The organism is Filomicrobium insigne (assembly GCF_900104305.1).
GTDB classification, from domain to species: Bacteria; Pseudomonadota; Alphaproteobacteria; order Rhizobiales; family Hyphomicrobiaceae; genus Filomicrobium; species Filomicrobium insigne.
Genome location: NZ_FNJC01000003.1, coordinates 291813 through 311543, shown reverse-complemented (window position 1 = coordinate 311543; position 19731 = coordinate 291813). Strand labels below are relative to the sequence as shown.

Sequence of the window (19731 nt, the reverse complement as noted above, 5' to 3'; positions counted from 1 at the left end):
ACAGTGGCGGGCGTCGGCAAATATTATCAGGGCAGCAAACCCTTTTCCTTATAGTAGCGCTCCGCGCCAGGGTGTAACGGCACGGGAACTCCCTTTGTTGCAGTGTCGAGCTTGATTGCGGCCGCAGCCTTATGCGCTGCGACCATGTCGGGAAGATTTTCGAAGAGCTGCTTTGTCATCTGGTAGGCAATTTCGTCGCTGACGCCGGAATGGGTCACCAGAATATTGCGAACTGCCAGGGTGGGGACGGCTTCCGTCTGGCCATCATAGGTGCCTGCCGGAATTTCCGCCGCAACATAAGGTGCTCCCAGTTTTTCAGCAACTTCTGCTGGGACCGCCACCATCTGAATAGGAACGGACGCAGCCAAATCGCGGATCGAGGCAACGCCCAGGCCCGCCGACTGCAAGGTCGCATCGAGCTGGCGGTTTTTAATCAGCTCAACGGACTCGGAAAATGGCAGGTATTCCGTCTTACCGAGATCATCATAGCTCATGTTCAGAGCGCCAAAGATTGCGCGTGCATTGAGTTCGGTCCCGGATTTTGGCGCGCCGACTGAAAGACCTTTACCCTTGAGGTCCTGGAACGATTTTACGCCGCTATCTTTAGAAGCAACGATCTGGATGTAGTTCGGGTAGATCGCCGCAATGGCGCGCAGCTTATCAAGCTTTTGAGGAAAGCCGGCCTCAGCATTGCCTTCCCAGGCCAACTTGACGGAGTCACCCAGGGCAAATCCGATCTCTCCGCGTCCCTTCTGCAGAAGGTTCAGGTTTTCGACGGATGCTTTCGTCGATTGAACCTGGGTGCGTACATCAGGAATCTTCTCGCCGTAGATCTTGGATAGTGCAACGCCCAAAGGATAATAGACGCCGCTTGTGCCTCCGGTAAGAACGTTAATAAACGTCTCCGCGCGCGCGGAGACGGCGGTTGAGGCTGCGAACAGTATTGCAGTTAGTGCGCACGTAGCTGTGCGACCCACCCTAAAACACATACGTATTCCTCCAACATCGTTCGTAATCGTTTTGCTTGTCCGCGCCGATTGAAGTGGCTTCTCTGGCCGCAACCGATGACGAACAGACGTCAGTTTGCCGACGTGAGCGGAAATTGCAATTGAACCTTGCGCCCAAACGCCCTTCAATTGTGACGTGCGGTGCTCCAGAAGGATCTCAAGATGCTCGAGCCGGATACCAAGAAGTCCAATCAGGAACAAACAACCCCGTTCCAATGGGCTGATCCCCTGTTGATCGAGGGTGCCCTGGAGGACGAAGAACGGGCAGTTCAGGATAGTGCCCGGGCGTTTGCACAAGACAAGCTTATGCCGCGGGTTCTGGATGACAACCGGAACGAGAATTTCGACCGCAGCGTCATGGCGGAGATGGGGGCAATGGGGTTGCTCGGCCCCACCATCCCCGAAACCTACGGTGGCGCCGGCGTTAACTCTGTCTGTTATGGGCTCATCGCCCGGGAAATCGAGCGGGTCGATAGCGGCTACCGTTCGGCCATGAGCGTGCAGTCCAGCCTCGTCATGTATCCGATTTATGCCTACGGCTCTGAGGCGCAGCGCCAAGCTTATCTGCCGGGCCTAGCAAAAGGTGAGATCCTTGGGTGCTTCGGGCTGACCGAGCCGGACCATGGCTCGGATGCTGGCGGGATGCGCACACGGGCGCGGGCGGTCAGCGGCGGGTATGAACTCTCCGGCGCGAAAATGTGGATCACCAATTCGCCACTCGCGGACATCTTCATCGTATGGGCGAAGACGGATGATGGCTCAATCGCGGGCTTCATCCTCGAGCGGGGTATGGCCGGGCTGACGTCTCCCAAGATCGAGGGAAAGTTTTCATTGCGCGCGTCGGCGACGGGCGAGATCGTCATGGATGGCGTCTTCGTGCCCGAAGCCAACATCCTTCCGAATGTGCGCGGATTAAAGGGCCCGTTTGGCTGCCTCAACAACGCCCGCTTTGGCATTGCCTGGGGCACTTTGGGCGCTGCTGAATTCTGCTGGCACGCTGCACGGCAATATACGCTCGACCGGCAACAATTTGGACGTCCTCTAGCGGCCAATCAGCTGATCCAAAAGAAGTTGGCGGACATGCAGACGGAGATCACGCTGGGGCTGACGGCCTGCCTCCATGCCGCACGTCTCAAGGATCAGGGGCGCCTCGCGCCGGAAGCTGTATCACTTCTGAAGCGCAACAACTGCGGCAAAGCGCTTGATATCGCTCGTACGGCGCGAGACATGCATGGCGGTAATGGCATTGCGGATGAGTTTCATGTGATCCGTCACGTCTTGAACCTTGAAGCGGTGAACACGTACGAAGGCACGCACGATATCCATGCGCTCATTCTTGGGCGTGCTCAAACCGGGATCCAGGCGTTTGGGTGAACTCATATACTCATCGTCAAAGTTCTGCCTTCCTAGGGGATGGAATTAATCAGCACTCGGTTCATGTCTGCAATTATCCGTCTAACGAGAGAAGAAGACATAGCGGCCCTCCCGGCCATTGAACGTTCATCGGGAGAGACCTTTCGCGTGATCCCCGGTCTTGCCTGGATCGCCGATGACAATGGGCAATCCCCCGAGGAGCATCTGCATTTCCTCCGGAGTGGCACCTCATGGGTCGCTACTGATGAACAAAATCGTCTTCTCGGGTTCCTCAATGCGGAAGTGTACGGACAGGAGTTCCATATCTGGCAGCTCGCCGTGCGGCATCACCATCAGAGACGGGGGTGCGGAACGGCGTTGATCCGAGAAGTCATTGCCAGTGCAAAGGCGAGAAAACTGTTTGCTATAACGCTTACGACTTTCCGCAACGTCCCATGGAACATGCCCTTCTATCAATCATTAGGCTTCCAAACTCTTCGAGTTGATCAACTCGATGACCGCCTCATCGCGCTATTGCGAAAGGAAGTCGAGCACGGTCTTCCTGAGACGAAACGTTGTGCGATGCGCCTAGTCTTGGGCCACCCGCCCGTAAATGGCGACACGATTAGTTGAACCGCCTTCGTCCCATTAGTTGACCAATGTCAACGCGGCTGACGCCTCGGTTGCCGGACTGTTCATTAAATCCAGCAACACAGAGGATGTAACACCATGTGGAAACTAGCTTCTTCAACACTCGGCATCTGCGCTTTGAGCGCACTCCTTGTGGTGCCTGCACTTGCGCAGGACAATTCCGAAAACGCTCCCGAGATGGGCATGATGGGTGGGGACTGTCCCATGATGCGGATGATGGGCGGTGGCATGGGGCACGGCATGATGGGCGGCGGGATGATGGGACAAGGAATGGGCAAAGGCCAGATGGGTCAGGGCATGATGCGCGGGCACGGTATGGGGATGATGCGCGGCGCACGAATGGGCGCGATGGTCGAGGCGCGCCTTGCCTACTTGAAATTTGAACTCGGGATCACCGACCCTCAAAAGGATGCATGGGCGGCCTATGCCGACGCCGTGAGAGCACGCGTCGCCAACATGCAAGGCGTACATCAAGCCATGATGGAAACTATGCAGACCGGCAACGCGCTGAACCGCATGGACGCGCGCATCAAAGGCATGGAGACAATGCTCTCGTCCCTCAAAGAGGTGAAGCCTGCGGCAGAGAAACTTTACGCGTCTTTAAGCGACGACCAGAAAAAAGTTGCAGATCAACTTATCGGCAGAGCCTGCGGCGCCATGTAACAGGGCCCGCACTAAAGGACGCCCAACTTGGCGAGCAAAGCCTTGCCAATGGGAACGCGTTTTTTCACATCATCTTTTTCGAGGATGTCCATGTTGAGCGCGAAAGTGAATATCCCATTTTCGCGCTCCACCCAGCCGACCCACCAACCAAGTTGCGGCGTCCGTGAAAACAGCCAGCCTGTTTTGCCGTAGAGTGCCGGCCCGTCTCCATTCTCCAGCCGAAGGATGTCGTGCACAGCCTTTTGCGCGCGCTCCGAGGCATCGAGTTCGCGCTGGACCAGACGTGCAAGAAACTGGACCTGCTCGACGGCACCGATTTCGAGCGGCCCGTCGAGCCAGAATCTATCGACCTCAGACCCTGGGTCGCCGTTACCGTAGCCGATCCTCCGGAGCCATTGGTTATAGCGCTCAAGCCCGATCCGGCGCGCCAGTTCCTGATAAACAGGAACATTCGATACGACGATGGCCTCGCGTATCGGCATATCCCGTTCCCACTGCTTGAACGGTTGCGGTTTGCCGCCGTACGGGATGACCTCGTTTTCGTCTTTCACCACTCCTGTCTCAAGCGCGATAAGACTGTTGGCGATCTTAAAGGTGGAGGCGGGAACGAAACGCGTTTGGGCTCGCTCGGCGTTCACGAGCGTCATGCGATCGGCCGACACGTCGTAAAGAACGAACGTGCCGGTCGTGCCGTGCTCTTTAAAGATGGCGGTGAGGTCATCACGTACGTTGCGCTCTGTCGCGCTAGTGGGTGTTCCAAGGCAAGCAAGACATAGGAACGCCAACGTCGACAGCAACCGTTGCCGCACGAGTTGGCGTGTTCCGGACGGGATCATGAGAACCTCATTGAGAAGTGCTGGAAATTCGCTCGGAACAAATCATCGGCTCGCGGCGCAATTATGCCGCCTGAGTCCTCCGAATGGACATCGTAATGCTTTAGGCATCCGTTGGTTCGCTGCAGATCCGAAAATTGGAGCTTCTCTTTCATGTCGAACGCCCGTCTCTTTTCCGCGCTCGCACGCGAGGGCAGTCCGATCACCGGTGAATCGCGGGCCCTGTTTCCGTGGTGGAGCATCACGAAGACGGTGCTTGCGGCTGCGGCGCTGCGTCTTGTCGATGAGGGAAGGCTTTCTTTGGATTCCCCGTTCAAGGATCGCCGTTATACACTCCGGCACCTGCTCCAACATACCGCCGGGGTGAACACTTACGGCGGGCCTTCCTATCATGGAGCGGTTGCTGCTGGAGATCCGGTTTGGCCAGTCGAGGACCTGCTCGCTCGGCTGGATGCCGATACGTTGTTGTTTGAACCCGGTAACGGCTGGTCATACTCAAACGTCGGCTATCTCTTTGTCCGACAGTTGATTGAGGAGACGACAGGTACCCACATCGACGCGTCTCTCCGCAAGCTTGTCTTCGAGCCCATGGACTTGCAGCACACGCGGATTGCAACGACGTTGGATGATCTGGGCCTGACGCAATGGGGCAATGCCAAAGGCTACGATCCGGGATGGGTTTATCATAGCCTTCTCATCGGGCCACCCTCCGATGCCGTCTCTTTCCTTCGGCGGCTGTTCGCTCGTGGCTTTCTCTCAGCCAAATCCGCTCGCGCGATGCGCCAAGTTTATGCTCTCGGCGACGAGGTGCCCGGTCGTCCCTGGCGTAAAACCGGTTACGGCCTTGGGCTGATGATCGGTACTATGGTCAGCGGCGGACAGGTCTATGGTCACACCGGCGGCGGGCCAGGTAGCACGTCTGCCCTCTACTGCTTCGCGGATCTTCCCGACCGGCCGATCGTCGCCGTCTTTGCGCAAGGCAACGATGAAGGCATTGCAGAATACGAAGCCGAGCGGCTGGCTCTTAGCCGATAAGCGCGGCGTGACATCGGCTTGGCGACGATGTTCCTGCGGCTTTCGGAGGTTTCTTCGCAAGCCTCAATTTGCTCAGAAGGTCTTGCGGTAGCCTACGGTGACGGTACGGCCCAAACCGTTGACCGTGAGGTTGCGCACGGAGGTCGCCGTCGGATTTTCGTCATCAGTATCCAGCAGGTTCGTTGCACCGAGATAGAACTGGCCACCTTCGTAGGGGATCGCAAGGCTGGCATTCACGAGGAAGGCCGGTTCGATCGGGTAGATGTCACCCGCGATGTTGATGGGCTCTTCGCGTCCCGTCCACCATTCGCCTTCTAAGTGAAGGATCCAATCGTTCTCGAAGCGATAATCTCCGTAGATCGTGCCGCGGAAAGGCGTTGCGATGCGGTTGTTGAGCAAATGGCTATCCAGGCCGCCATCCCCATCATCGTCGTAGCGACCCTCGCGCCACGTAAACACTGTTCCGAGTGACAGGTTCTGTGTGACGGCTACCTCTCCCGCGAACTCGACACCGTAGATCATTTCCTTCTGCTGGGTGATCGTGTTGGTCGCCGGATCGAAGCTTACACCCTTTTCGCTGGTGCTGATGAAGCCGGTCAGGCTGCTGCGCCATGTCGTATCGGCACCACGGATGCCAAGCTCATACGGCGTCTGCACCTCGCGGCCATCGACAAGTTCTTGCCCAGCGCTCTCGCGAATGAGATCACCACCCCAGAAAAGCAACGCACCCGGCATCAGTGCATCCAACGACGTTTCCATCGTGGCATTCACACCTCCGCGCTGCGACGTCATCACCGTCTGATTGTATGGCGATGTCGGATTGTTGATGTCGCCGGAGTAGTACACGATGAAGTTATAGGTCGGGTCGAATTTCGCCATGTAGCAAATCCGTGACAACGGATTTCAGAGCCCGGCTTGCGCTGCGCATGATGCCACCGGTCAGATGGGCTAACTGCCTGTTTGATTTGTGTAATATTGCACCCCCACGCGACGTCTAGCTTGAGCGCAACCATGTCTCGACGTCGTCTGATGTCAGAATGTGGACGCCGATGCCTTGCAGCTCGGCTAAGCCTCTTTCGTAAAGTTCGGACATCGCGTCGGCTATGACGCAGAGCCGGTAATCACGATTGCTCGCGTCGTAAATGCTTGCGCGCGGACAGTTGGGAAAATTGCATCCCGCGAACGCAAGTGTCGTCACGTCGAGATCATCCAGAACCGCTTTGAGCATCGTGTCATGGAACGCGCTCCATCGCGGCTTATAGAGAATCCATTCGTTCGGGCCGATGCTTTGGAGGCGTCCCGCGAGGAGCGTATCGGCATCAAGTTGTATAGCATCGTCCGGTTTTAATGCGTCGACCAGCTCTGCGCCTTCCGTGGCCGGTCGCGCGATTACCGCTCCGCGTTGGATCAAGTGTCGGCGACACAGGTCCACATTCGAGCCGTCGGCTTTGTACAAGCGAACGACGTGGATGATTGGCCGTCCGGCTTTGCGAAACGCTTCAAGCGATTTGCGTACGGCGGGCACGATGGCAGCGGTGCCTGCGATCATTGCCGGCGCACCCTCAAGTGTAAAATCGTTTTGAAGGTCGATCGTGATGAGCGCAGAAGCGGCAGGCTCAGGCGTTGTGTAAGGATCGGACATGGGTCGGCACTCCAGAGCTGGAAACGGCTCTGGGAGTGGCACTGTTTGGCTTCGATCGTCTGGAATGAAATCGACTACGCCGGTTCAGAGGAACGCGGATCTATAAGCAGCGGGTGTCGTTCCATACGCCCTTACAAATGAGCGGCCCAAATGGCTTTGATCGGCAAACGCCGCATCATATGCCGCGTCGACGGGAGCCTCTCCAGATCTCAAGCACTTTCTCGCTACCGTCAGCCGGTGCGCCAGCCGATAGGCGGCGGGGGTTATGCCGACGTTACTTCTGAATGCGCGAATGAAACCGTCTGTCGAATATTCTAGCTGGCTAGCGAGATCCGCGATCCTTGCGTCTGTGCCGGCAACGAGGTCGCGCATAGCCATCCATGTTTCATCGTGCTCATTGGGTGTGTCGCGAATTTTCAATGAACCGATTGCATCCAGAATGTCTTCCGGTTTGCGGGCATTGGGACTGCGGATCAGTTGAGGTCGTGCGCGCACGCATACCGCCGCATGGTCCGCGGGCAAATAAACGTTTATGACGGATGATCTTGCACTTGCCGAAGATGCGTGTGGCATTCCCGCGGGCAGCATTAGGATCTCGCCTTCGCAAACGTGGAACACCTCTGCCGGTGTTGAAAACCTGCGCCATCCCCGCCTCACGGAGACAAGCTGCACTTCGTTATGAAAGTGAGGGACAAGCGAACGGGCGGCGGTCGCCTGCAGACAACCGATCTCCACCGAAGTGTCCGGTTGCCAACGCGAATATTTCCATCGGGGTGCCATATGTCCCGCGAAGCTCATAGATCCCTTGCGAGACTAATACTAAGGCGTCCCGAAGGGCGTGCGCAATTGGCTCGAACACCTCTTTCCTTCCGCACTTCCTGAATGAGATACTTCCATTCGCCCAGCGCAATGAGGATCGGGATAAGACTTGGCTCGCGCCCTTTTAGCCCGTAGGGAAGCGTATGCGTATTGCCCCTCACCGCATCAGGTGAAACCCACGGAGCCTTCGATGTCTCAGGAAGCTGAATGGATTGATCAGTTCGCGGGGCTTAAGCGTCTGCCGCCAGATGTGGTCGATATCCTGATGCGTAACAGCGCCGTGGTCTCACTCCCGTCCGGCAGTCGCATCTATGGGCCGGGTCAGGCTCCTAAGAGTTACCTGCTTTTGCTGGATGGTAGCGTGCGCGTCCAGCAGATCTCGGAAACCGGCCGGGAAATCGTACTTTATCGTGTCTCTGCGGGCGAGAGCTGCGCGCTCACAACTGCCTGCCTCATGGGGTATGAAGACTATCCAGCCGAGGCGATCGCGGAAACGGATATTCATGCCGTTGCCATTCCGCGCACCACATTTGAAGAGCTTATCGCCCGTTCGCACGAGTTTCGACGCTTCGTTTTCACAGCCTTTAGTACGCGCGTGACAAACCTCTTCCGGATCATCGAAGAGATCGCATTTTCGCGCATGGACATTCGTCTCGCTCATAAGATTCTGGAATTGTCCCACGGCGCGGACGATGTCACGAGTACGCAGCAGCAGATCGCCTCGGAGCTTGGAACGGCGCGCGAGGTCGTTAGCCGGATATTTGCCGAGTTTCAGCGTCGAGGCTGGCTTGCGGTGACGCGAGGGCACATCAAAATCAACAATCGCCCTGCACTCGAACGGCTCGCATCTGAGCACTAGTCAGACCTGCCAATTCCCTCACTCCGGCTTTGTGACTTAGTCACATACTTCCGCTTACGCTCCAACTAGCTTGACCTCCATCAAAGAAAAATGGAGGCGACCATGAAATGTAATGTGGGTGGCATCGACCGGGCCATACGCGCTCTTGTGGGCGTCGTTCTAATCAGCCTTGTGTTCGTCGGGCCGCAAACACCATGGGGATGGGTCGGTCTTTTACCGCTTGCATCAGCCATCATAGGCTGGTGCCCGCCTTATACCCTGCTCGGTATCAACACCTGCCAGCCGCGGGCATCGAAGGAAGGAGGTAAGACGTGATGCGCTTATTCTTCTTGCCGGGTGACTTGATCTGCGACGCGTTCGGTGTGCCGGCTGAGAGTGATCATCGCCAGGTGCTACGTAGCTTCTTCAACATGATGATCTGGGGCGCGTTGACCGTCGGCGTTGCCCTAAAGGTCGCTTTGTAAGTCCAGAAGAAGAGTCACAAACAAACGACATGGAGGGGTTAAATGCTTAACCTCACTGATAAGGCGTGGTCTCCCTACGTTGCTGGCGTGATCATCGGCCTTCTACAAATCCCGACCTTCCTGCTCATGTCGACGGCGCTTGGCGCGTCATCGTCCTTTGTAACGGTCGGCGCTCACATCGCCTCACTGTTCGACAGCCAAGTCTCCGATGTCAGTTATCTGGCTAAGCATTTGTGGGGCGCAAAGAACTGGTGGCAGGTTGCCGTTGTCGGCGGAATTGCCGTCGGCGCATTTCTATCGATGCGCCTTTCCGGCGCCCGTCGGCAAACCATCTCACCGGTGTGGGCACGCACAATCGGAACATCGACGTTGAGTGCTCGTGCACCGGTCGCCTTCCTCGCAGGTTTCATCATGCTGTTCGGCGCCCGCATTGCTGGCGGCTGCACGTCAGGTCACGGCATTTCGGGGATGGCGCAACTTTCCGTCGGATCGACGCTCGCCGTCGCCGCGATGTTCGCCGGTGGCATTCTGACCGCCGCCCTGTTCCGCCGTGCGTGAGCGAATTCACAAAGGAGAGATGACATGTCCGTGTTGAATGCCATTCTTATCGGATTGGCCACCGGCATTGTGTTCGGCTTCGTTTTGGAAAAGAGCCGCGTCTTTGAGCCCGGCGTCATTGTCGGTCAAATGCAGCTCAAGAATTTTCTGATGCTCAAAGTGTTCCTGTCTGCCGTGATTACAGGGCTCATTGTCCTTGCAGTCATGAACGGCATGTTCGGAGTGAAGCTCAGCCTCAAACCCTTATTGTATAAGGCCGACATGATCGGTGGGCTGATCCTTGGCATCGGCATTGCGCTTGCCGGAGCTTGTCCAGGTACGACGCTGGCCCAGATCGGTGCCGGCTACCGCGATGCAATCTTCACGCTCGTGGGTGGTATTGCCGGGGCCATCACGTACGGATATTTCGACGTCCCCATCAAGGCCTTCTTCAACGAGAAGGGTGAGAAAATCGGCTTTGATCAGCTCCTTGGCTTGCCCTTTTGGGCGACCGCAATCGGGCTCGCTGTAATTCTTGCCGGAGTGCTTTGGGCAGTCGAGCGTTGGCAGTCCTGGACTGTCGAAACAGGCACTGACTACGACGGGCTTATGGGCGGGACAGTCCAACGAGATAAGACCGCTGCTCACCTGCGTAAGATCTAAGAATAGATTCGCAGTCCCTCCGACCGAGGGATACCCGGCAAAGGCTCTTAGAGGTGGCGTTAGCCTGAACGCCGCCTCAACGCTTTGATAGATAGGCCCGCAAAACTTTGTGAAGCCATCCCCGCGGAAAGGTCTCGCCGTCGGACTTTGACGCAGGTCAAAGCAATCCAATTCCACAACAATGAACGTAGATCATTGGCACCTGCGAAACTCGGCAGAACGCATAGATCGTCCAACGATGGCTGCCGCGGATCACCTATGAATTCTCTCAGAAAAAGACCTCCGGCCGCTTCACTAAAAGCTTCACACGGAGATCATATATTTCCCGGAGGACGCGTGGTGACGCTGCCCTTTTTCTTGAGTGGTAGCGATCCAATTCGGGGCTGTGACGTTGTCTGGGATATGAAAGGATGCTGCGATGCCTAGAAAGGCTGTCGTCTCACCCATCCGTAAACATGAGAAATATGAGCACCTGATCGCGGCGACACAGGCTCTCGTTCCCCTTACCACTGCTGTGGCGCATCCGTGCGATGAGACGTCACTTCGGGGAGCTATTGACGCCGCAGAAGCCGGCATGATTGTCCCACTTTTGGTTGGCCCCGAACAGAAGATCCGTGCGGTGGCGCAATCGTGCGGTCTTGATATCAGTGGCGTGGAGCTCATCGATACTCCGCATAGCCATGCCGCTGCGGAAAGAGCGGTGGAGCTGGTTCGTGAGGGGAAGGCAGAACTCCTGATGAAGGGGAGCCTGCATTCGGACGAACTTCTCGCTGCAGTTACCAACAGAGAGAAAGGACTGCGAACTGGACGGCGGATAAGCCATGTGTTCGTCATGGACGTTCCGACACATGCGCAGACCCTGTTTATCACCGACGCGGCGGTCAACATAACGCCGGACCTGATGGCAAAACGGGATATCATACAAAATGCTATCGACCTGTTTGTCGCGCTCGGCATGGGCTCACCCAAAGTGGCCATTCTCTCCGCAGTCGAAACCGTGAACCCAAGCCTGCCGTCTACGATCGATGCGGCCGCCTTGTGCAAGATGGCGGACCGCGGCCAGATCACAGGGGGCGAACTGGACGGCCCGCTTGCCTTTGATAACGCCATCAGCCTTGAAGCCGCACGGATTAAGGGGATCAAATCCGCCGTTGCGGGACAGGCTCAAATCCTCGTTGTGCCCGATCTTGAGGCCGGGAACATGCTCGCCAAGAACCTCACCTTCCTCTCAAATGCAGACGCTGCCGGCATCGTGCTGGGCGCCCGCGTTCCGATTATCCTGACCTCCCGAGCCGACAACCTGCGGACGCGTATGGCCTCCTGTGCCGTGGCCATGCTTCTTGCACATAGTCGGCGTGCACATGAGCCAATCCGAGCCTAAGCGATGAGCGAAACGATACTTGTGGTCAATGCCGGCAGTTCCAGCGTCAAGTTCCAAGTCTTTGCCGTTGGCCCGTATGACCAGCTCGAGCGGCGCATGAGAGGTCAACTCGAGGGGATCGGAACTCATCCCCGTCTGTTCGCCAGAGGGAGCGAGGGGGAGACGCTTGTCGATCAGAGATGGAGTGCTCAAGAGATCCCAGACGTGCCGACGGCGTTCGGGGAAGCTGTGTCCTTCCTGAGAGCCCATGGGAATGGCGAGTTGCCGATAGCCATCGGTCACCGTGTTGTGCACGGGGGATCTGAGTTTACTGCCCCAACAATCGTGTCCGGCGAAGTGATTAAAAAGCTAGAGCCCTTTATTCCGCTTGCGCCTCTTCATCAGCCCAACAATCTTGCACCAATAAAGGTGATCCACGAGAAGCATCCGCATCTCTTGCAAGTTGCCTGTTTCGACACGTCCTTTCATCGAGGGCATCCTGCGGTTGCCGATTACTACGCCATACCTGATGAGCTTCATACGGAAGGCGTGCGCCGCTACGGCTTTCATGGCTTATCGTACGAATATATCGCGGGCCAACTTCCAGATATCGCACCAGAAATCACCAGTGGGCGTGTCATCGTTGCGCACCTGGGCAGCGGCGCTTCGATGTGCGCCATGGTTGATCGCAAGAGCATCGACAGCACGATGGGCTTTACCGCACTCGATGGCCTTCCAATGGGAACAAGGCCGGGGCAGCTCGATGCTGGTGTTGTCATCTACCTCATGCAGCAGAAGGGCATGAGCGCGGACGAGATTGAACGCTTCCTTTACAAGGATTGTGGTCTCAAGGGATTGTCCGGGATCAGCAATGATGTCCGCGATCTGCTCGCAAGTTCGGAGCCGCGCGCTAAGTTCGCGCTTGAATATTTCGTTTACCGGATCGCCACTCTCACAGGCATGTTGGCCGCGGCCATGGGTGGCATCGATGGCTTCGTGTTTACAGCCGGAATTGGCGAAAACGCAGCGCCCATTCGCGCTGCAGTCCTACAGAGACTTGCGTGGTTGGGCTTTGACCTTGACGCGGAGGCGAACGCCGCTGGTGCATCCCGCATCACCACAAAGAATTCTCCTGCTGCCTGCTTTGTGATCCCGACCAACGAGGGCCTGATGATTGCTCGGCACACGCTGAACGCTTTGCGGGCCCAGTCGATCCCTCTTCGTGAGGAGAAACTTGCATGATTGATCTTTCTTCATTGGCGCTGCTCAAGGAGAAGAAAGCTCTCGTCACGGGTATCGCCAACGAGCATTCAATTGCATGGGGCTGCGCCAAAGCTTTTCGCGCGTTCGGTGCTGACCTTGCCGTCACCTATCTCAACGACAAGACGAAGCAATATGTGACGCCGCTTGCCGAGGAGATGGAGGCCTCCATTTTCATGCCCCTCAATGTGCACAACGAAGGCGAGCTGGAAGCCGTCTTTGACGCCATCGAGAAAAAGTGGGGCAAACTCGACATCATGCTGCACTCGATTGCGTTTGCTCCTAAAGCCGACCTACAGGGCCGCGTCGTTGACTGCTCGAAGGAGGGTTTTCTTCTGGCAATGGAGCTATCGTGCTGGTCGTTCATCCGGATGGCGAAACTGGCAGAACCCTTGATGAAAGACGGCGGCAGCCTCTTCACGATGACCTACTACGGCTCTCACATGGTGGTCGAAAATTACAACATCATGGGGCCCGTGAAGGCTGCGCTGGAGTCCGCTACGCGTTACGTGGCGGCGGAACTCGGGCCTAAAGGTATCAGAGTACACGCGATTTCTCCCGGTCCATTGAAGACACGGGCTGCCTCTGGGATCAGCGATTTCGACAAGCTGCTCCACAAAGCGCAGATGAAAGCACCAAGTCGCAGTCTCGTTTCCATTGACGACGTCGGTGTCGCCGTAGCTTTCCTGGCAATGGACGGTGCCAAGCTCATTACAGGCGATACGCTTTATGTCGACGGTGGCTATCACATCATGGATTGATGCTCCGGTGACGGACGATCAGCATATCCAATATTGAAGGACGTACCTTGGTACTTCTCGTAACGGATACGTTGCGGACGCACGACGTCCACTTTTTTAACCACGCCTTTTGATTGAATTGACAAGCGCCGATAGTGCGTAAAACTATCTTCCATCGTTTAGGCTCGCCAAGGCGTACGATCATGTTGATCGCGGAACAGCTCGGTATCATGCCTGCCTCAGTTGCCGTTCAGCGCACGTCTTTAAACAGCGGCCCCTTACGAACTTTCGGCATTTGTGGCTGTCAGACAATGCGCCCAGCGCTGTTCACACCTTCCTCCACAATCCGCATTCCCATTTGCGCTGACACAGTCGTCCTGGCGGGATTTTCCGATGACCTTGCCTGGGTCGATTAAGGAGAACGTGTTCCCTAGCATTCAGCCACGGCATCGACGCCACCGGGGGATGAGCACACCTCTAAGCATACATTTCAGTTGTTAGTTCCAAACAGTGTGAGGTCACCATGGACACGATCACGACCACCGACGGAACCAGAATTTATTTCAAGGACTGGGGTCCGCGCGATGCCCAACCCATCGTCTTTCATCACGGCTGGCCGCTCAGCGCGGACGACTGGGACGCGCAGATGATGTTCTTTCTCGCTAACGGCTATCGCGTTATTGCACATGATCGCAGGGGACATGGACGCTCGACGCAGACGTGGACGGGAAATGAGATGGATACCTACGCGGCAGATGTCATCGAGCTGGCAGATGCTCTCGACCTCAAGAACGCGGTGCACATCGGGCACTCGACGGGGGGGGGCGAAGTCGCGCGTTATGTGGCCCGATCCAAACAAGGTCGCGTTGCGAAAGCCGTGCTGATTGGCGCAGTACCTCCAATTATGTTGAAGACGGCAAATAATCCGGGCGGCCTGCCCATCGAGGTGTTCGATGGGTTTCGTGACGCTCTTGTCGCCAACCGCGCGCAATTCTTCCTCGATGTCCCTTCAGGACCGTTTTACGGCTTCAACCGCCCGGGTGCCAAAGTGAGCCAAGGGGTCATCGAGAACTGGTGGCGCCAAGGCATGATGGGTGGCGCGAAAGCCCATTACGACTGCATCAAGGCCTTTTCCGAAACGGATTTTACAGAGGATCTCCAGCAGATCGAGGTTCCGACGTTCGTCATGCACGGAGACGACGATCAAATCGTGCCTTACGCGGATTCAGCGCCGCTCTCAGTCAAGCTCTTGAAAAACGGAACCCTTAAAACCTACCCAGGCTTCCCTCACGGGATGTGCACAACGCACCCGGAAGTGATCAACCCGGACCTTCTGGCCTTCGTTCGCACGTAGCGGCAGTTGCCCCGCGGCTCTGCCGTGCGAGCCGAGCCCTCTTGGATCTGACTGCTTTATCAGGCGGTGCGCCTCTATTCCGCCGTCATATCCCGCATTGCCCTTTCTCTACCCCTTGACCGTGGTGGCATAAGCAGCGGTTACGATCGCAGCGTATGACTTTGCTATTTCTGGGTAGTCAGCATCCTGCTCGAAACTTGCGGTTAGGCGGAAGCCTTCGCACTGACCGATCGTATAAGCCAGCAGCTTGGCAAACCGATCCTCATCGAAATAGGACGTGTGGATCAGTTCCTGCCAGGTCAGGTAATCGGCAAGAACATCGGATGTGGCCTCCGGTGTTTCCGCCGCAGCCAAACTCTCAACGATATTCCTGAATTTAGGGATCGCACGTCCAATCGCGTGATCGCTCTCTCGCTCGATCCCATCTGCGATCTCGGGTGGCAGCGGCGGGAATCCTTTTGTCAGCCATACAGGCCATTCTGAGGCATCGATTGCGAGATCTTCACGAGCGTCACTTCCGTAGGCCAAAGCCTTTAATTGCGACAGTGTCATCGGGTTAAGGACATGACTGAGCCCGTGACTGACCACGCGCGCGAGGCCATTGAACGCCCAGGTCAAAAAGACTGCGCCAACGAGCAACACGGCGATACCTGCAGCAAGCAATCCGAGTTCTCCGCCCATCGACATATCCCGAAAGGCTTCGGGAGGAAGGATGAGGCTTGTCGGCAAAACGAGAAGGCCAATGAACAGAACAGCAGCGTTCTCAAAGATGTTGCTTCCGCCAGATGGATACAGCTCGTCCACCGCTGCCCCATCGATCCGCGCAAATACATGAGACGCAATGGCATCCATCATCGGCTCGGAGGTCAATGTCAGAAGACAGAGAAGCGGTATGATCGCAATCGCCAGCAGGTTTAGACTTGATGCGGCGAACTCACGGGAGAAGATCTCGATGTCGAGGCTCTTGATGGCTTTCAAGCTTTGGACTGCTTCATCCTTAGCGTGCCAAAGTGAAAGCCAGCGATTGGCGTAGTGATCTGCCGCGAACCCCAGCAAGCCGCGGTTGAACCGCAATGAGCGACGAGATTCCATGTAGCGGAGGATGGCATAGAACACGGTGATTGGGCCGCCAAACGTCAATGCGGCCAGCGCCCACAGCATCGGCTCTCGGTCGTCGGCCCCGACAAAGACAGAGAGAATGCCGAGGATCAGGAACGTCAGCAGTGTGAGATAAATGGCTTTGCCGAAGATCCCGAGCCGCGAGAACAGGAAGCGCTGGCGTTCCGTTTTGATAAAGGGGGTGCCAACGGTGATCCATCGCTGCATGCCGCTGAGCGGCTCGCGTTGTTTTGCACTATGCAGGAGCGCCGCGCTGATTACAGAACCTCCGTGGCTGTGACCGACAACGACGAATGGCTCTCCCGCTGTTTCCAGCGCCGTCAGCTTTTCCATAAGTTGCTTGCCTGCCGCGCGCCGCGACGTCTCACTATTGAGACCGTCCCACACGCAGGGCTCGATTTTGAGCGTACCGTCGTCCCCCTCGACGCTGTTCTGCAATTGGGTTGTGAACCTGCTGCCGCGCTGCCACCACTTTGTGCCCTCCAGCGGCCCACTGGCGAACGTGCCGTGGACGGTGACGATGGTTGCCATACGCTTTTTCTCCCCCGTACTTAAAACTTACCGGCACGTGCTCTAGCACCCCTCGCAAATGCCGCTTGTCTTCGATAGCGCGCCAAAGGGCAGACGCCAACGGCCCGCTTCGTCAAAATCCGGCTTTGGGCGGTAGGAGGTTCTATCGTCACGCAGCGAACAAAATTGTCGACCTCTCAGACAAGCCCCGCATGCGAGTAACCGGCCCTCTCTGTGCGGGGGGCTCACATGACATGATCATCACAGGGTCGCGAGGTGTGTAACCCTTCCAGCTTCTATAGCGAAGTTAAGAACGTGTAGGCGGGAACCGCCACACGTCAGATAAAAAGGAGATGATCATGAGACGTATCCTCACTTCGCTTGTCGTCGCGCTCGCACTGGCGGCCGGCGTCTCTGCTGCGCAAGCAGACCCCATCACCGTGCACGGCTATCTCGGCACCAACTACGGCGGCAAGTAAGCTCACCAATCCATGGCGCGACATGGCCGTAGGGGAAATCTACTCTACGGCCATGTGCGTTGAGCCCTGACGGACGGCGTTCGTGACGTTTCTTTCACACCTTGGAGGCTGGCCAATATAAGGACCAAATGACCACTTTAGGGGGGTGACCTACGATCGAAGGTGATGACTACCGATGAGAAGATGAACCCCTTTCTCAGATCGTTGATTCGCCTTCGAACGGGACTCCAGCAATTGAAGCTTGGCGTTTTATGGCATTGATGAGTTCATCGAAGCTCACTTGAAGCGCGGCGGAAGGCGTCAGCATAAGAACAATCTGCTCTCCAGGTTGCCCCGCTCTAACGCCTCTGATCCAATTGGCCAGCTTCAACTGAATGGGGCCGGGCATCCAATCCATCTTCTCAGCATCCAGGAAGAAAATAACCCCACCCAACTTTCTGGAAACTCTCGTTTCCTTGATCCTCAGAATTGCTTGCCATGGGACCGTCGTACGCCCCCAGGATGCATCGCGTATGCCACTGTCACTTATTGTGATCGCTGGCGCCGGCTGCACGATTTTCAGAACCGCGCGGATCAATTTGAAAGCGTAGATCGGGATTGCCAGGACCACCACGTAATACAGCCATTGTGGAAACGAGGGGTCCTTCTCAATAAGGACGACGCTTACGGCTCCTGCCACCAGCAGCGCACTGATGATGATGGTGCGCCATATGATACGGTTGTCGTAGGCGAAGTGTATCGGATTCATTTTCCCCCCTTTATCGGTTGCCAATTTTCTGACCCTCATACGCAAGGGCGAGGTTGCAGCAAAGCTTTCTTCATCGATCACGCTAGTGGAGACCGAACGTCTATCGTCTCCATCCGCAATTTGTATGGAGCAAAAGGACCAATCAGTGACAGCGGAGAACGCTGCGCGCGCGGCAGCATCGGGCGGGGAGTACCAGATGGCACGAGCATCCGCCCACGCAGCGTCGCGGTCGGTGTAATCAAGTACCGTCCGTCAGCCGCGCGAGTGACAGACCAGTTTCGAAAATACTCAAAGCGGTTGCTAGATGGGACTGATATTGCGCAACCCTGCTGCGAAATCCAGAATGGCCAGCTTATTTTGAGATCAAGAAGAGACGCTGCATAGTCCCCAATGCTGACTGAACCACCTGGACATCTGGCGCATCATCAGCCCGCTAGCCGCGTGCACCGGCAGGATGTTGCACGACCTCTCTCGCGTGAAAGCGAAGTCGCTACGCGCTAGAAGCGCGGTGGTCGGGGGTGCCGTCATCGGTATTACTCACTCTGTCCGGTGGACAGCAACGCGTGCGATGTATTCTGAGGTGCGGGGCTCACTTGCCCCGCTACAGAAGTCCTGTCGATTGCAGCTCGATTGACTGCCGCGATCGCTGCGTGTTCAGAAGGCAAAAGTTGTCACAACTTCGGCTTCGTCCTTTGGCGGCTGCGAGCGACCCGACATTGCCAGGGGATGATAGGACAAACCATGCTCCTGCATGAAGCCCTGCACCTGACTTTGGCTCCAGGACGCCAGCGGATCAATCCGGATCAGCCGGCCTTCCTGCACTACACGCGGGCCTGGCGTGTCAGGATACGGGCAATGGTATGCCGCACGAATCCAGCAGTCGAAACCCGCAAGCGCCTCGTTCAGGTGGGCAATCATGTAGGCCCTGGTATGAGCATCCGGGTCCTCCGCCCACAGCCCTTCACTGTGATCGCAGTCACCGGGCAACACCCCATGGTCCTCGGCAGGTTCGCGGATGTCGCGCAAGCCAAGTTCACTGACAAGCTTGGCGAAATATTCCCGGCTTTCGGGAAAGAGGTTCGGCATGTGGCAAAATACGATGGGCGTGGCCGGGTCGATCTCCGAGATCAGCTTCAGCACAACGACACTGCGAGCTCTGAGCGAGCAAGTCACCACAGTTTTTTGCGGAAATCTTTCCCTGATCAAATATCGGAGGAAAGAGGATGTATCCATCTCCGCAGTTGTTCCGAGGATGTCATCAACTTGTGTCATAGCAATCTCCCTCAGGTTTGCTCACGTCATCGGAGGCGTTTTCTGGGGGTTAGTATTGCTTTTTCTTCACTGTACGCGCGATTTTCGTCCATCGTCAAGATGTTCTAGGCTTGTAGTACTTGTGCATTGCGATAACGGTCGCATTTTCGCAGGTTATCGAAAAACGCTGAAAAGCCGATGTCGCGGCTCGACGTCTCAACGCGGATGCATCATGTGTTTCCGCGGAACTCGATGAAACTCCCTCCACCGCGCATGCCGTTGCGCACCATTCTGACCTTCTCCTCTGCAGAACAGTTAGGTGCCGTTTGGTGGCGCGCACTGACGGTTTCTTCTTCGCTCTGCGGAGCCTGCGTTGTACGGATT

Annotated in this window: 21 protein-coding genes and 1 pseudogene; 13 read left to right on the top strand and 9 right to left on the bottom strand. The window is 56.6% G+C overall.

Going from position 1 to position 19731, the window contains the following annotated elements; genetic code table 11:
* Positions 1–26 precede the first annotated feature (26 nt).
* A complete protein-coding gene (locus BLS30_RS11590) occupies positions 27–989 on the bottom strand; it encodes a TAXI family TRAP transporter solute-binding subunit (protein WP_090229429.1) in 963 nt (320 codons plus the stop codon).
* 180 nt (positions 990–1169) lie between these two features.
* Here BLS30_RS11590 and BLS30_RS11585 point away from each other — a divergent pair, with 180 nt between their 5' ends.
* From BLS30_RS11585 to BLS30_RS11575, 3 genes are all read left to right on the top strand, one after another.
* Positions 1170–2381: an acyl-CoA dehydrogenase gene (locus BLS30_RS11585; RefSeq protein ID WP_090229425.1), complete on the top strand. Its 1212-nt coding sequence runs from the start codon at positions 1170–1172 to the stop codon at positions 2379–2381.
* Between the two features lie 63 nt (positions 2382–2444).
* A complete protein-coding gene (locus BLS30_RS11580; RefSeq protein ID WP_090229423.1) occupies positions 2445–2993 on the top strand; it encodes a GNAT family N-acetyltransferase in 549 nt (182 codons plus the stop codon).
* Positions 2994–3089: 96 nt separating this feature from the next.
* Positions 3090–3674, top strand: a complete 585-nt coding sequence (locus BLS30_RS11575; RefSeq protein ID WP_090228918.1) for a Spy/CpxP family protein refolding chaperone — start codon at positions 3090–3092, stop codon at positions 3672–3674.
* 11 nt (positions 3675–3685) lie between these two features.
* Here the strand turns inward: BLS30_RS11575 and blaOXA are convergent, their stop codons facing one another.
* Positions 3686–4468: a class D beta-lactamase gene (gene blaOXA / locus BLS30_RS11570; RefSeq protein WP_425284165.1), complete on the bottom strand. Its 783-nt coding sequence runs from the start codon at positions 4466–4468 to the stop codon at positions 3686–3688.
* A 192-nt stretch (positions 4469–4660) separates the two neighbouring features.
* Between blaOXA and BLS30_RS11565 the strand changes: the two genes are divergently transcribed.
* Positions 4661–5542: a serine hydrolase domain-containing protein gene (locus BLS30_RS11565; RefSeq protein ID WP_090228911.1), complete on the top strand. Its 882-nt coding sequence runs from the start codon at positions 4661–4663 to the stop codon at positions 5540–5542.
* A 72-nt stretch (positions 5543–5614) separates the two neighbouring features.
* Here the strand turns inward: BLS30_RS11565 and BLS30_RS11560 are convergent, their stop codons facing one another.
* From BLS30_RS11560 to BLS30_RS18505, 4 genes and pseudogenes are all read right to left on the bottom strand, one after another.
* The gene (locus tag BLS30_RS11560; RefSeq protein WP_046479061.1) at positions 5615–6421 is read right to left on the bottom strand and encodes a TonB-dependent receptor; all 807 of its coding nucleotides are present in this window, start codon (positions 6419–6421) and stop codon (positions 5615–5617) included.
* 115 nt (positions 6422–6536) lie between these two features.
* Complete coding sequence (locus BLS30_RS11555; RefSeq protein WP_046479062.1) at positions 6537–7184, bottom strand: cysteine hydrolase family protein; 648 nt, start codon at positions 7182–7184, stop codon at positions 6537–6539.
* An 84-nt stretch (positions 7185–7268) separates the two neighbouring features.
* On the bottom strand, positions 7269–7679 hold the full coding sequence (locus BLS30_RS18315) for a helix-turn-helix domain-containing protein (protein WP_160298709.1): 411 nt from the start codon (positions 7677–7679) through the stop codon (positions 7269–7271).
* A pseudogene (locus BLS30_RS18505) lies at positions 7680–7964 on the bottom strand (AraC family ligand binding domain-containing protein); the annotation flags it as partial. It abuts the gene before it with no gap.
* Between the two features lie 229 nt (positions 7965–8193).
* On the opposite strand from BLS30_RS18505, the gene BLS30_RS11545 reads away from it, so the two are divergent.
* The 9 genes from BLS30_RS11545 to BLS30_RS11505 all read left to right on the top strand — a co-directional run bounded on the left by BLS30_RS11545 (position 8194) and on the right by BLS30_RS11505 (position 15240).
* Positions 8194–8862, top strand: coding sequence for a Crp/Fnr family transcriptional regulator (locus BLS30_RS11545; protein WP_090228906.1), 669 nt, complete (start codon positions 8194–8196; stop codon positions 8860–8862).
* A 102-nt stretch (positions 8863–8964) separates the two neighbouring features.
* Positions 8965–9177 (top strand): YgaP family membrane protein, encoded by a 213-nt coding sequence (locus BLS30_RS11540; protein ID WP_090229420.1) that lies wholly within the window; start codon positions 8965–8967, stop codon positions 9175–9177.
* Positions 9177–9326, top strand: coding sequence for a hypothetical protein (locus tag BLS30_RS18150; RefSeq protein WP_170832462.1), 150 nt, complete (start codon positions 9177–9179; stop codon positions 9324–9326). The genes BLS30_RS11540 and BLS30_RS18150 overlap by 1 nt, the downstream gene beginning before the upstream one ends.
* A 42-nt stretch (positions 9327–9368) precedes the next feature.
* Positions 9369–9884, top strand: coding sequence for a YeeE/YedE thiosulfate transporter family protein (locus BLS30_RS11535; protein ID WP_090228902.1), 516 nt, complete (start codon positions 9369–9371; stop codon positions 9882–9884).
* Between the two features lie 24 nt (positions 9885–9908).
* Positions 9909–10526: a YeeE/YedE thiosulfate transporter family protein gene (locus BLS30_RS11530; protein WP_046479067.1), complete on the top strand. Its 618-nt coding sequence runs from the start codon at positions 9909–9911 to the stop codon at positions 10524–10526.
* A gap of 418 nt (positions 10527–10944) precedes the next feature.
* On the top strand, positions 10945–11907 hold the full coding sequence (locus tag BLS30_RS11525; RefSeq protein WP_046479068.1) for a bifunctional enoyl-CoA hydratase/phosphate acetyltransferase: 963 nt from the start codon (positions 10945–10947) through the stop codon (positions 11905–11907).
* 3 nt (positions 11908–11910) lie between these two features.
* Complete coding sequence (locus tag BLS30_RS11520) at positions 11911–13128, top strand: acetate/propionate family kinase (protein WP_090228899.1); 1218 nt, start codon at positions 11911–11913, stop codon at positions 13126–13128.
* Positions 13125–13907: an enoyl-ACP reductase FabI gene (gene fabI / locus BLS30_RS11515; RefSeq protein ID WP_090228897.1), complete on the top strand. Its 783-nt coding sequence runs from the start codon at positions 13125–13127 to the stop codon at positions 13905–13907. Before BLS30_RS11520 ends, fabI begins: the two co-directional genes overlap by 4 nt.
* Positions 13908–14409: 502 nt before the next feature.
* Positions 14410–15240, top strand: coding sequence for an alpha/beta fold hydrolase (locus tag BLS30_RS11505; protein ID WP_090228892.1), 831 nt, complete (start codon positions 14410–14412; stop codon positions 15238–15240).
* Between the two features lie 108 nt (positions 15241–15348).
* On the opposite strand, the gene BLS30_RS11500 is transcribed toward BLS30_RS11505, so the two are convergent.
* The 3 genes from BLS30_RS11500 to BLS30_RS11490 form a co-directional block, all read right to left on the bottom strand.
* Positions 15349–16890: a lipase family protein gene (locus BLS30_RS11500; protein ID WP_090228889.1), complete on the bottom strand. Its 1542-nt coding sequence runs from the start codon at positions 16888–16890 to the stop codon at positions 15349–15351.
* Positions 16891–17544: 654 nt separating this feature from the next.
* Complete coding sequence (locus BLS30_RS11495; RefSeq protein ID WP_139165339.1) at positions 17545–18096, bottom strand: hypothetical protein; 552 nt, start codon at positions 18094–18096, stop codon at positions 17545–17547.
* A gap of 654 nt (positions 18097–18750) precedes the next feature.
* A complete protein-coding gene (locus BLS30_RS11490) occupies positions 18751–19368 on the bottom strand; it encodes a phosphoadenosine phosphosulfate reductase domain-containing protein (RefSeq protein WP_046479074.1) in 618 nt (205 codons plus the stop codon).
* Between the last annotated feature and the right edge of the window lie 363 nt (positions 19369–19731).

Coding starts and splice junctions, on each gene's coding strand:
- BLS30_RS11490 (WP_046479074.1), bottom strand. CDS start 19,368: ATGACACAAGTTGATGACATCCTCGGAACAACTGCGGAGATGGATACA.
- BLS30_RS11565 (WP_090228911.1), top strand. CDS start 4,661: ATGTCGAACGCCCGTCTCTTTTCCGCGCTCGCACGCGAGGGCAGTCCG.
- BLS30_RS11555 (WP_046479062.1), bottom strand. CDS start 7,184: ATGTCCGATCCTTACACAACGCCTGAGCCTGCCGCTTCTGCGCTCATC.
- BLS30_RS11505 (WP_090228892.1), top strand. CDS start 14,410: ATGGACACGATCACGACCACCGACGGAACCAGAATTTATTTCAAGGAC.
- BLS30_RS11560 (WP_046479061.1), bottom strand. CDS start 6,421: ATGGCGAAATTCGACCCGACCTATAACTTCATCGTGTACTACTCCGGC.
- BLS30_RS11500 (WP_090228889.1), bottom strand. CDS start 16,890: ATGGCAACCATCGTCACCGTCCACGGCACGTTCGCCAGTGGGCCGCTG.
- BLS30_RS11580 (WP_090229423.1), top strand. CDS start 2,445: ATGTCTGCAATTATCCGTCTAACGAGAGAAGAAGACATAGCGGCCCTC.
- BLS30_RS11520 (WP_090228899.1), top strand. CDS start 11,911: ATGAGCGAAACGATACTTGTGGTCAATGCCGGCAGTTCCAGCGTCAAG.
- BLS30_RS11585 (WP_090229425.1), top strand. CDS start 1,170: ATGCTCGAGCCGGATACCAAGAAGTCCAATCAGGAACAAACAACCCCG.
- BLS30_RS18150 (WP_170832462.1), top strand. CDS start 9,177: ATGCGCTTATTCTTCTTGCCGGGTGACTTGATCTGCGACGCGTTCGGT.
- BLS30_RS11590 (WP_090229429.1), bottom strand. CDS start 989: ATGTGTTTTAGGGTGGGTCGCACAGCTACGTGCGCACTAACTGCAATA.
- BLS30_RS11530 (WP_046479067.1), top strand. CDS start 9,909: ATGTCCGTGTTGAATGCCATTCTTATCGGATTGGCCACCGGCATTGTG.
- BLS30_RS11495 (WP_139165339.1), bottom strand. CDS start 18,096: ATGAATCCGATACACTTCGCCTACGACAACCGTATCATATGGCGCACC.
- BLS30_RS11540 (WP_090229420.1), top strand. CDS start 8,965: ATGAAATGTAATGTGGGTGGCATCGACCGGGCCATACGCGCTCTTGTG.
- BLS30_RS11575 (WP_090228918.1), top strand. CDS start 3,090: ATGTGGAAACTAGCTTCTTCAACACTCGGCATCTGCGCTTTGAGCGCA.
- BLS30_RS11545 (WP_090228906.1), top strand. CDS start 8,194: ATGTCTCAGGAAGCTGAATGGATTGATCAGTTCGCGGGGCTTAAGCGT.
- fabI (WP_090228897.1), top strand. CDS start 13,125: ATGATTGATCTTTCTTCATTGGCGCTGCTCAAGGAGAAGAAAGCTCTC.
- BLS30_RS11525 (WP_046479068.1), top strand. CDS start 10,945: ATGCCTAGAAAGGCTGTCGTCTCACCCATCCGTAAACATGAGAAATAT.
- BLS30_RS11535 (WP_090228902.1), top strand. CDS start 9,369: ATGCTTAACCTCACTGATAAGGCGTGGTCTCCCTACGTTGCTGGCGTG.